Below are 11,331 nucleotides of genomic sequence, written 5' to 3'. Positions count from 1 at the left end.
TTGACGATGATCTCCGCGCCGCGCGGCAGGTCCGGCAGGTTCGCCTTCAACGCCGCCGGATTCATCGCGACCAGCACGTTCGGCGCGTCACCCGGAGTCAGGATGTCATGGTCCGCGAAGTGCAACTGGAAGGAGGAGACACCCGGAAGAGTCCCGGCAGGCGCCCGGATCTCCGCCGGGAAGTTCGGCAGCGTCGACAGGTCGTTACCGAACGACGCCGTCTCCGAAGTGAAACGGTCACCGGTCAGCTGCATGCCGTCACCGGAATCACCGGCGAAACGAATGATCACCCGATCGAGTCTGCGGATCGGCTTGCCCGGCTTCACCGGAGGGCCGCCCGTGGCCGGCGGTCCCGCGGGAGCAGCCGAACCCGAGCGGACACCACCGCTCCCGGCGCGGGTCTCGTCGCCGTCCGGTCCGTCCACTGCCTCTGACTGATCGACCTGACTGGTCACTGCCGCGGACCTCCTCGTGGGCGCACCACCGCGGGCGCGGCCCCGTGCCCCGTCCGCCTGGTGCACCTCTCGCATCCTATGCGGGCCGACTCGACGGCGGCCGGAGCCACGGCAGTTAATTCACCGGCCCGCGGCAACACAGCACACAAGCGTCAACACCCGCCTGCCGGAGATCATTCCGGCTCGGGCGGGCGGGCGCGAGACACCTGGCGAACCTTGGCCGAGATGCGCTCAACGAGGCGGGTGTCAGGAGTTGAGGTAGGTGAGCACGGCCAGCACCCGGCGGTGGTCCTCGGCGCTCTGCGCCAGACCCAGCTTGAGGAAGATGTTGCTGACGTGCTTCTCCACCGCGCCGTCCGAGACCACCAGCTGCCTGGCCACCGCGGCGTTGGTGCGGCCCTCCGCCATCAGCCCGAGCACCTCGCGCTCGCGCGGCGTGAGATTGGCCAGAACGTCGCCCTTGCGGCTGCGGCTGAGGAGCTGCTGCACCACCTCGGGGTCCAGCGCGGTGCCGCCCTCGGCGACCCGGACCACCGCGTCGGCGAACTCGCGCACCTCGGCGACCCGGTCCTTGAGCAGGTAGCCGACGCCCCGGGTGGAGCCGGCCAGCAACTCGGAGGCGTAGCGCTCCTCCACGAACTGCGACAGCACCAGCACGCCCAGCTGCGGGTAGCGGCCGCGCAGCTCCACACAGGCCCGCAGGCCCTCGTCGGTGTGGCTCGGGGGCATCCGCACGTCGGAGACCACGACATCCGGCAGGGCGTCGGCCGCGGCCAGGTCGTGGATGGTCTTCACCAGGGCGTCGCCGTCCCCGACCCCGGCCACGACCTCCAGGCCGCGATCGGTGAGCAGCCGGGTCAGTCCCTCCCGCAGCAGTACGGAGTCCTCGGCGATGACGACGCGACGCATAACGACCTTCCCGGCAGGCGTGGGCTGACGGGAGTCAGTCTCCCCCATCCCCGGACGCGCCGAGGGGGCGGGCCCGGCCACATCGCGGCCGGGCCCGCACGGCCCCCGTCGGGGCTCACATGGTGCGGATCGCCACCGCGTCGCAGAGACCCTCCAGGGCGGCCTTCGCCGCGCAGTCCGGCAGCGGGGCCAGCAGCGCCCGGGCCTCCTCGGCCCGGCGCAGGGTCTCGGCGCGGGCGCGCTGCAGCGCGGGGTGGGCACGCAGCAGACGCAGCGCCTCGGCGTGCAGCTCGTCGTCGGAGAGGTCCTGGTCGAGCAGTTCGCGCAGCCGGGCGTCGTCCGGGTCGGCCGGGTCGGCGGGCATCTGCTGCAGCAGCAGGGTCGGCAGGGTCGGCACGCCCTCGCGCAGGTCGGTGCCGGGGGTCTTGCCGGACTCGTGGCCGTCGCTGGCGATGTCGAGCACGTCGTCGGCCAGCTGGAAGGCGATGCCGATCCGCTCGCCGAACTCGCCGAGGGTGTCCACCAGCTCGCGCTCGGCACCGGCCATCAGCGCTCCTATCCGGCAGGAGACGGCGATCAGCGAGCCGGTCTTGCCCTCCAGGACGTCCAGGTAGTGCAGCAGCGGGTCCATGTCCTGGCCAGGGCCGCGGGTCTCCAGGATCTGGCCGGTGACCAGCCGCTCGAAGGCCTCGGCCTGCATCCGCACGGCCTCCGGGCCGAGGTCGGAGAGCACCTGGGAGGCGCGGGAGAACAGGAAGTCGCCGGTGAGGATCGCGACCGAGTTGTCCCAGCGGGAGTTGGCGCTCGGGGCGCCCCGGCGCACCGGCGCCTCGTCCATGACGTCGTCGTGGTACAGCGTGGCCAGGTGGGTCAGTTCGACCACCACGGCGGCGGGCACCACGCCGGGCGCCCCCGGGTCGCCGAACTGGGCCGCCAGCAGCAGGAGCAGCGGACGGAAGCGCTTGCCGCCGGCCTCGAGGAGGTGACTGGCGGTGACGGTGATGAAGGGGACGTCGCTCTTGACGGCCTCACCGAGCGCCGCCTCCACCGCGTCCAGTCCGGCCTGGACATCCCGGGTCAGGTCGCGGTCCTGCACGCTGAGCCCGAAGGGTTCCACGACGGTCACGAAGACCACTCCTCTGTCCCTGGTCGATCTAGCGGCCTGGTCCCTGAGTGCCGCCGCTGGCCATACAGGCAGGGTATCCGGTCGCGAGTGGATCACTGCACGGGCGTGCGGATCCTGTCATGATCGGGCCTGATGCCCTGGTCAGGGCGGCTGTGCGGGCCGGACGGCGGTGGGGGCGAATTCGGCTGGAAATAAAGGTGGGAGAGCTCCCGGAACTCCCCCGGCCCCCGTACCCGACAAAGACCCGTCCGGGCCGCGCGAACTGGGCGCGGCCCGGACGGGGCCCTGGTCGAGAGCGGGGGACGTAAAGGTCAGCGCACGAACAGCGAGGCCTTGGACGCGAGGTCGAGGAAGTACTGGGGCAGCAGCCCGAGACCCAGCGTGACCAGCACCCCCACCCCGATCGCGGTCGCCGTGAAGGCGCTGGGGATCGCCACCGTGGGGCCGCCGGGCTGCGGGTCCGAGAAGAACATCAGCACGATGACCCGGATGTAGAAGAACGCGGCCACCGCCGAGCTCAGCACACCGACGACCACCAGGGGCGTCGCCCCCCCACTGGCCGCGGCCTGGAAGACCGCGAACTTCCCGGTGAACCCGGAGGTCAGCGGAATTCCGGCGAAGGCCAGCAGGAACAGCGCGAACACCCCCGCCACCAGCGGCGAACGCCGCCCCAGCCCGGCCCAGCTGGACAGGTGGGTCGCCTCGCCCTTGGAGTCGCGCACCAGGGTGACCACCGCGAACGCCCCGAGCGTCACGAAGGCGTACGCCAGCAGGTAGAACAGCACCGAGGAGATGCCCTGCTTGTTGACGGCGATCACGCCGGTCAGGATGAACCCGGCGTGCGCGATCGAGGAGTACGCCAGCAGGCGCTTGACGTCCTGTTGGGTGACCGCGAGCACCGCGCCCACCACCATGGTGAGGATCGCCACGCCCCACATGACCGGCCGCCAGTCCAGCCGCAGGCCCGGGAAGGCCACGTAGAACAGCCGCAGGAAGGCTCCGAAGGCCGCGACCTTGGTGGCCGCCGCCATGAAGCCGGTCACCGGGGTCGGCGCGCCCTGGTAGACGTCCGGGGTCCAGGAGTGGAAGGGCACCGCGGCGACCTTGAACAGCAGGCCGACCGCCAGCATCGCCAGGCCGGTCAGCACCAGCGCGTCGCTCTGGGTGGTGCTCAGCTGCGCGGGGGTGGTCATCGCCTTGCCGGAGATGACGTCCCCGATGTCGCCGAGCTTCACACTGCCCGCGTAGCCGTACAGCAGCGCCGTGCCGAACAGGAAGAAGGCCGAGGCGAAGGCACCGAGCAGGAAGTACTTGACCGCCGCCTCCTGGGAGAGCAGTCGGCGGCGCCGGGCCAGCGCGCACAGCAGGTACAGCGGCAGCGAGAAGACCTCCAGCGCCACGAACATGGTCAGCAGGTCGTTGGCGGCGGGGAACAGCAGCATGCCGCCGACCGCGAACATGGTGAGCGGGAAGACCTCGCTGGTGGCGAAGCCGGCCCGGACCGCGGCCCGCTCCTGCTCGCCGCCGGGGGTGGCGGCGGCCTGGGCGGCGAAGGCGTCGGCGGGCAGGCCGCCGGCCTTGGGCTCCAGCCTCCGCTCGGCGTAGGTGAGCACCGCGACCACCGAGGCCAGCAGGATCACGCCCTGGAGGAACAGCGCCGGGCCGTCCATCGCGACCGTCTCCATGGCCAGCAGGTCGATCCGGGTGAAGCCGTGACTCTGCACGGCCAGCACCACCACGGCGACGAAGGCGCCGCCCAGTCCGGCCAGGGCGAGCGTCACCTGGGTCCAGTGCCGGTACCGGCGGGGCACGAAGGCCTCCACCAGGACGCCGGCCACGGCGGCGGCGAACACCACGAGCATCGGGGACAGCTGCCCGTACTCGATGTGCGGCGCCGGGATGCTGGCGGTGTTGCCGCCGGCGGCGGCGAGCACTGCGGTGGCGCTCACTTCTGCTCACCTCCTGAGGTGGCGGCGACCGGGTGGGCCGGCGCCGGGTCGGTCTGGTGGATCTGCGAGAGCGTCGCGTTCACCGACGGGTTGACCAGGTCGGTGAGCGGCTTGGGGTAGACGCCCAGCAGGATGGTCAGCGCCACCAACGGGCCGACCACCGCGAGTTCGCGGAGCTTGAGGTCGGGCATGGTGCGCACGCCCTCCTTCACCGGGCCGGTCATGGTGCGCTGGTACAGCAGCAGGGCGTACAGCGCGGCCAGCACGATGCCGAAGGTGGCCACGACGCCGATCGCCGGGTAGCGGGTGAAGGTGCCCACCAGCACCAGGAACTCGCTGACGAACGGGGCGAGCCCGGGCAGCGACAGCGTCGCCAGGCTGCCGATCAGGAACGTCCCGGCGAGCACCGGAGCGACCTTCTGCACACCTCCGTAGTCGGCGATCAGCCGCGAGCCGCGACGGGAGATCAGGAACCCGGCCACCAGCATCCACGCCGCCGTGGACAGGCCGTGGTTGACCATGTACAGGGTGGCGCCGCTCTGGCCCTGGCTGGTCAGGGCGAAGACACCCATGATGATGAAGCCGAAGTGCGAGATCGAGGCGTACGCCACCAGGCGCTTGATGTCCTTCTGGCCGACCGCCAGCAGCGCGCCGTAGACGATCCCGACCAGCGCGAGGACCAGGATCGCCGGGGCGAAGGTCTTCGAGGCGTCCGGGAACAGCCCGAGGCAGAAGCGCAGCATCGCGAAGGTGCCGACCTTGTCCACCACGGCGGTGATCAGCACCGCGGTGCCGGCGGTGGACTCGCCCATCGCGTTCGGCAGCCAGGTGTGCAGCGGCCACAGCGGGGCCTTCACCGCGAAGGCGAAGAAGAAGCCCAGGAACAGCGCCTTCTCGGCGGTGCCGGTCAGCTGGAGCCGGCCGTCGGCGATCGCCGAGGTCAGCGTCGGCAGGTCGAAGGTGCCGAAGCCCTGGTCCTGCGCGATCACGTACAGGCCGATCACCGCGGCCAGCATCACCAGGCCGCCGAGCAGGTTGTAGAGCAGGAACTTCACGGCCGCGTAGGAGCGCTGGCGCGCCGACTCGGGACCGCCCGCGCGGTCCCCGAAGCCGCCGATCAGGAAGTACATCGGGATCAGCATGGCTTCGAAGAACACGTAGAACACGAAGACGTCGGTGGCGTAGAAGGAGACGACCACCATCGCCTCCACCGCGAGGATCAGGGCGAAGAAGCCCTGGGTGCGGCGCCTGTTCTCGAAGCTGCCGTCGGGCCCGGCCGGCCCCGGGTCGGCGTCGTGCCAGGAGGCGAGGATCACCAGCGGCACGAGCACGGCGGTGAGCAGGGCGAGCACGGCTCCGATGCCGTCCACGCCGAGCGAGAAGTTGACGCCGAAGGAGCGGATCCAGCTGTACGACTCGTTCAGCTGGAAGCGGGTGCCGTGCGGGTCGAACCGGGTCGCCACCACGGCGGCCAGCGCCAGGGTGACGACCGAGACGCCCAGCGCGACGGCCTTGGTGGTCCTGCGCCGGCTCTCGGAGGACCCGGCGGGCAGCGCGGCCGTGAGCACCGCGCCGGCCGCCGGGACGGCGCAGGTGGCGGTCAGTAGGACGCTCATGCCCGCTCCCCCCAACGGATATCAGGACGAGTCATCACGTGGACCTCATCAGGAGAGTCGTGGCGACCAGCACCAGCGTGCCGCCGAACATGGAGAGCGCGTACGAGCGGACGAAGCCGTTCTGGATCCGCCGCAGTCGGCCGGAGAGCCCGCCGATCGCGGCGGCCAGGCCGTTGACCACGCCGTCCAGGCCGCGGCTGTCGAAGAACACCAGCGCCGCGGCGAGCGCCGAGCCCGGCCGCACCAGCACCGCGTGGTTGAAGTCGTCCTGCAGCAGATCGCGGCGGGCGGCCCGGGTGAGCGGGGAGCCGACCGGCGGCACCACCGGGACCGGCGAGCGCCCGTACATCAGGTACGCGAGGCCGACGCCGGCCAGCATGCAGGCCGTGGTCAGCAGGGTGACGGTCAGCGGGGCGAGCGGGGAGTTGCCCTCCTCGTACCCGGTGACCGGCTCCAGCCACCTCAGGAAGGAGTCGTGGAAGGCGAACAGCCCGCCCGCGAAGACCGAGCCGAAGGCCAGCAGGACCATCGGGACGGTCATCGTCCGGGGTGACTCGTGCGGGTGCGGGGCCTTGCCCTCGCCCGCGGCGGAGCCGCTGGTGTCGCCAGTGGGCTGCCAGCGCTTCTCCCCGAAGAAGGTCAGCACCATCACCCTGGTCATGTAGAACGCGGTGACGGCCGCGCCGACCAGCGCGCACAGCCCGAGGATCCAGCCCTCGGTACCGCCCTTGGCGAAGGCCGCCTCGATGATCTTGTCCTTGGAGAAGAAGCCGGACAGGCCCGGGAAGCCGATGATCGCCAGGTAGCCGAGGCCGAAGGTGACGAAGGTGACCGGCATGTACTTGCGCAGGCCGCCGTAGTGGCGCATGTTCACCTCGTCGTTCATGCCGTGCATGACCGACCCGGCGCCGAGGAACAGCCCGGCCTTGAAGAAGCCGTGGGTCACCAGGTGCATGATCGCGAAGGCGTAGCCGATCGGGCCGAGCCCGGCCGCCAGCACCATGTAGCCGATCTGCGACATGGTCGAGCCGGCCAGCGCCTTCTTGATGTCGTCCTTGGCGCAACCGACGATCGCACCGAACAGCAGCGTCACCGCGCCGACCACCACCACAGCGGTCTGCGCGTCCGGCGCCAGGTCGAAGATCGCCGACGAGCGGGTGATCAGGTAGACGCCGGCGGTCACCATGGTGGCCGCGTGGATCAGCGCCGACACCGGGGTCGGGCCCTCCATCGCGTCCCCCAGCCAGGACTGCAGCGGCACCTGCGCCGACTTGCCGCAGGCCGCCAGCAGCAGCATCAGGCCGATCGCCGTCAGCTTGCCCTCGCTCGCCTCGTGCGCACCGCCGAAGACCGGACCGAAGGCGAAGGAGCCGAACTCGGCGAACATCAGCATGATCGCGACGGACAGGCCGACGTCACCGACCCGGTTGACGATGAAGGCCTTCTTCGCCGCCGTCGCCGCACTCGGCTTGTGCTGCCAGAAGCCGATCAGGAGGTACGAGGCCAGGCCCACGCCCTCCCAACCGAAGTACAGCAGCAGGTAGTTGTCCGCGACCACCAGCAGCAGCATGGCGGCCAGGAACAGGTTCAGGTAGGCGAAGAAGCGGCGCCGGCGCTCGTCGTGCGCCATGTAGCCGACCGAGTAGAGGTGGATCAGCGTGCCGACGCCGGTGATCAGCAGGACGAAGGTCATCGACAGCTGGTCGAGCAGGAAGGAGGCGTCGGCCTGGAAGCCGTTCACCGGGATCCAGCTGAACAGGTGCACGCCGACCGCCCGGTGCTCGGCGTCACGGCCGAGCATGTCCGAGAACAGGGCCAGGCCGAAGCCGAACGAGAGCGCCGCGAGCGCGGTGGCCAGCCAGTGGCCGTACCGGTCCAGCGCCCGGCCGCCGAGCAGCAGCAGGGCGGCGCCGGCCAGTGGAGCCGCCACCAGCAGCGGAATGAGAGAGTTCACCGAAGGCCCTCCGCCTACAGCTTCATCAGGTTGCTGTCGTCGACCGAAGCGGAGTGCCTGGTCCGGAAAATGGAGACGATGATGGCGAGGCCCACCACGACCTCGGCCGCCGCGACCACCATCGTGAAGAACGCGATGATCTGACCGTCCAAGGTCCCGTGCAGCCGGGAGAACGTCACCAGGGCGAGGTTCGAGGCGTTCAGCATCAGCTCCACGCACATGAACAGCACGATCGCGTTGCGCCGGATCAGCACCCCGGCCGCGCCGATGGTGAACAACAGGGCCGCCAGGTAGAGGTAGTTGACCGGGTTCACTCCGTGCCCTCCTCGCCGGCCGGGTGCTTCACGTTGTTCGCCGCCACCGGCTCGCCGTTCGCCGCGGCCCGCTCGCCGTTCGCCGGACCGCCGTTCGCGGTCCCTCCGTTCGCGGGCACCGGCTCCAGCGACTTGCGCGGGGACGCCACCGCCGGCCGCTCCGAGGACGGACGGCCCAGCCAGTCCGCCGTGCTGTTCTCCAGCTCCGCCATCCGCTGCAGCATCGCCTGACTGACGTCCCGGACCTGGCCGCGCTCGCGCAGCGTCGCCATCACCGAGTCCTCGGCGACCGTGCCGTCCGGCAGCAGCGCCGGGACGTCCACCGCGTTGTGCCGCGCGTACACGCCCGGCGCCGGCATCGGCGGCACCTGGATGTTGTCCCTGATCCGCTGCGCCGCCAGCTCGCGCTGCGTCTTCGGCGCCTTCACGTGCTCCCGGTGGGTCAGCACCATCGCGCCGATCGCCGCGGTGATCAGCAGCGCACCGGTGACCTCGAAGGCCCACACGTACCGGGTGAAGATCAGCCGGGCCAGACCCGGCACGTTGCCCTCGGCGTTCGCCTCGGACAGCCCGGTGAAGTGGTTCAGCTTCGCGTTGGCGATCCCGGCGATCAGCAGCACGCCGAAGCCCAGGCCGCACAGGGCCGCGGCGAACCGCTGGCCCTTCAGCTGCTCCTTCAGGGAGTCCTCGCTGGTGACGCCGACCAGCATCACCACGAACAGGAACAGCATCATGATCGCGCCGGTGTAGACCACGATCTGCACCACGCCCAGGAACACCGCGCCCTGGGCCATGTAACAGACCGCCAGCGCCAGCATGGTGGCCGCCAGGCAGAGCGCGCTGTGCACGGCCTTGCGCATCAGCACCATGCCGAGCGCACCGCCGACCGCGATCACCGCGAGCACCCAGAACTGGAAGGCCTCACCCGTCGAGGTCGTCCCGGTCGCCTCCGCCAGCCGCGCGATCACTGCCGCACCTCCTTCTCCCGGTCGGTGCGCTCCTGCTGGACCGTCCCCGGCGCCGCCGCGGTGACCTCACCCCGGTAGTACGCGCCCTCGTCGGTGCCCGGGAAGATCGCGTGCGGGGTGTCGACCATGCCCTCGGACAGGCCCACCAGCAGCTGCTCCTTGGTGAAGATGAGGTCCCGCCGGGAGGAGTCGGCCAGCTCGTACTCGTTGGTCATGGTCAGCGCCCTGGTCGGGCAGGCCTCGATGCACAGCCCGCACAGGATGCAGCGGGCGTAGTTGATCTGGTACACCGCGCCGTAGCGCTCGCCCGGGGAGTAGCGCTCCTCGTCCCGGTTGTCCGCGCCCTCCACGTAGATCGCGTCGGCCGGGCAGGCCCACGCGCACAGCTCGCAGCCGACGCACTTCTCCAGGCCGTCCGGGTGCCGGTTCAGCTGGTGGCGGCCGTGGAAGCGCGGAGCGGTGGGCTTCTTCTGCTCCGGGTACTGCTCGGTGAGCCGCTTCTTGAACATGGCCTTGAAGGTCACGCCGAAGCCTGCGGCCGGGCCGAGGATCGACGGACGGTCGGCCCGCTCGGGGCGACCCGCACGATCGGACTGGTCGGACATCTCGGTTCAGCTCCCTTCGGAATGGTCGGCCCCGTTGAGGGCGTCCTGGAGTTGCTTCGGGGCACGACTGCGCCGGCGCGGCACCGGCGGGAGCACCTGACCGGGCATCGGCGGGACCGGGTAGCCGCCCGCCATCGGATCGAACTCGCCCTTGGGAGGCACCTCCTCGACCTCCGGCTGCTTCCTCACGAAGTCCCGCAGCAGCGCCAGCAGCAGCAGCACCCCGACCGGGGCGCCCACGTACAGCACCACCTGGCCGAAGCCGTAGCCCTCGTTGCGCAGCGCCCGCACGCTCGCGATCAGCACCAGCCACACCAGCGAGACCGGGATCAGCACCTTCCAGCCCAGCTTCATGAACTGGTCGTAGCGGAACCGGGGCAGCGTGCCGCGCAGCCAGATGAAGAAGAACAGCAGCAGCTGGATCTTCAGCGTGATCCACAGCATCGGCCACCAGCCGTGGTTGGCGCCCTCCCAGAAGGTCGACACCGGCCACGGGGCCCGCCAGCCGCCCAGGAAGAGGGTCGAGGCCACCGCCGAGACCGTCACCATGTTCACGTACTCGGCCAACATGAACATCGCGAACTTCAGCGAGGAGTACTCGGTGTTGAAGCCGCCGACCAGCTCGCCCTCGGCCTCCGGAAGGTCGAACGGCGCCCGGTTGGTCTCGCCGACCATCGCGATGACGTAGACGATGAACGAGACCGGCAGCAGCGCCGCGAACCAGGTCGGTTGCTGGTGCGCCACGATCTCCGAGGTCGACATCGAGCCGGAGTAGATGAAGACCGCCGCGAAGGACAGGCCCATCGCGATCTCGTAGCTGATCATCTGCGCGGACGAGCGCAGCCCGCCCAGCAGCGGGTACGTCGAACCCGAGGACCAGCCGGCCAGCACGATCCCGTAGATGCCCACCGAGGCCGTCGCCAGGATGTACAGCAGCGCCACCGGGAAGTCCGTCAGCTGGAGCGGCGTGCGGGTGCCGAAGATCGACACCTCGTTGCCGGCCGGGCCGAACGGGATCACCGCGAAGGCCATGAACGCGGGGATGGCGCAGACGATCGGGGCCAGGATGTAGACCACCTTGTCCGAGCCCTTGACCACCAGGTCTTCCTTCAGCGCCAGCTTCACGCCGTCCGCCAGCGACTGCAGCAGGCCCCACGGGCCGTGCCGGTTGGGCCCGATGCGCAGCTGCATCCAGGCCACCACCTTGCGCTCCCAGACGATCGCGATCAGCACCGTCAGGACCAGGAAGGCGAAGCAGAACACGGCCTTCAGCAGCACCAGCCACCACGGGTCCTGCCCGAAGAAGTGGAGCGTCTCGTACGGCTGCGAAGTCATCGGTCCTCCCCTTCGCCGGCGGTGTGGTCCGCGGTCTCCTGGGCCTTCGCCGCCCTGGCCTGTGTCGCCCTGGCCTGTGCTGCCCTGGCCTGTGTCGCCC

General features: G+C 70.4%; 10 protein-coding genes. All 10 read right to left on the bottom strand.

The window, feature by feature from the left end:
- A partial coding sequence (locus ACGF0D_RS14520) for a 2-oxoacid:acceptor oxidoreductase family protein (RefSeq protein ID WP_392915986.1) occupies window positions 1-455 on the bottom strand: 455 nt, incomplete at its 3' end.
- A gap of 246 nt (window positions 456-701) precedes the next feature.
- Entirely contained in the window at window positions 702-1,364 is a 663-nt protein-coding gene (locus ACGF0D_RS14515; protein WP_359827817.1) for a response regulator transcription factor, read from the bottom strand.
- Between the two features lie 115 nt (window positions 1,365-1,479).
- The gene (locus tag ACGF0D_RS14510) at window positions 1,480-2,490 is read right to left on the bottom strand and encodes a polyprenyl synthetase family protein (protein WP_392882275.1); all 1,011 of its coding nucleotides are present in this window, start codon (window positions 2,488-2,490) and stop codon (window positions 1,480-1,482) included.
- 311 nt (window positions 2,491-2,801) lie between these two features.
- Entirely contained in the window at window positions 2,802-4,439 is a 1,638-nt protein-coding gene (nuoN, locus tag ACGF0D_RS14505) for an NADH-quinone oxidoreductase subunit NuoN (RefSeq protein ID WP_392882277.1), read from the bottom strand.
- On the bottom strand, window positions 4,436-6,055 hold the full coding sequence (locus ACGF0D_RS14500) for an NADH-quinone oxidoreductase subunit M (protein ID WP_392882279.1): 1,620 nt from the start codon (window positions 6,053-6,055) through the stop codon (window positions 4,436-4,438). Before ACGF0D_RS14500 ends, nuoN begins: the two co-directional genes overlap by 4 nt.
- Window positions 6,056-6,089: 34 nt before the next feature.
- A complete protein-coding gene (gene nuoL, locus ACGF0D_RS14495; protein WP_392882282.1) occupies window positions 6,090-8,009 on the bottom strand; it encodes an NADH-quinone oxidoreductase subunit L in 1,920 nt (639 codons plus the stop codon).
- A 14-nt stretch (window positions 8,010-8,023) separates the two neighbouring features.
- Complete coding sequence (gene nuoK, locus ACGF0D_RS14490; protein WP_030060110.1) at window positions 8,024-8,323, bottom strand: NADH-quinone oxidoreductase subunit NuoK; 300 nt, start codon at window positions 8,321-8,323, stop codon at window positions 8,024-8,026.
- Window positions 8,320-9,288: an NADH-quinone oxidoreductase subunit J gene (locus ACGF0D_RS14485; RefSeq protein WP_392882683.1), complete on the bottom strand. Its 969-nt coding sequence runs from the start codon at window positions 9,286-9,288 to the stop codon at window positions 8,320-8,322. The genes nuoK and ACGF0D_RS14485 overlap by 4 nt, the downstream gene beginning before the upstream one ends.
- Window positions 9,288-9,896, bottom strand: a complete 609-nt coding sequence (nuoI, locus tag ACGF0D_RS14480; RefSeq protein WP_392882284.1) for an NADH-quinone oxidoreductase subunit NuoI — start codon at window positions 9,894-9,896, stop codon at window positions 9,288-9,290. Before nuoI ends, ACGF0D_RS14485 begins: the two co-directional genes overlap by 1 nt.
- A gap of 6 nt (window positions 9,897-9,902) precedes the next feature.
- Window positions 9,903-11,231, bottom strand: coding sequence for an NADH-quinone oxidoreductase subunit NuoH (nuoH, locus tag ACGF0D_RS14475; protein ID WP_392915983.1), 1,329 nt, complete (start codon window positions 11,229-11,231; stop codon window positions 9,903-9,905).
- Between the last annotated feature and the right edge of the window lie 100 nt (window positions 11,232-11,331).

Source organism: Kitasatospora sp. NPDC048298 (assembly GCF_043201465.1).
Lineage (GTDB): Bacteria > Actinomycetota > Actinomycetes > Streptomycetales > Streptomycetaceae > Kitasatospora.
This window is presented reverse-complemented; position numbering and strand designations above follow the sequence as displayed.

Excerpts from the sequence above, each read along its gene's own strand:
- ACGF0D_RS14515 (WP_359827817.1), bottom strand. The coding sequence starts at position 1,364 with ATGCGTCGCGTCGTCATCGCCGAGGACTCCGTACTGCTGCGGGAGGGA.
- nuoH (WP_392915983.1), bottom strand. The coding sequence starts at position 11,231 with ATGACTTCGCAGCCGTACGAGACGCTCCACTTCTTCGGGCAGGACCCG.
- nuoI (WP_392882284.1), bottom strand. The coding sequence starts at position 9,896 with ATGTCCGACCAGTCCGATCGTGCGGGTCGCCCCGAGCGGGCCGACCGT.
- ACGF0D_RS14500 (WP_392882279.1), bottom strand. The coding sequence starts at position 6,055 with ATGAGCGTCCTACTGACCGCCACCTGCGCCGTCCCGGCGGCCGGCGCG.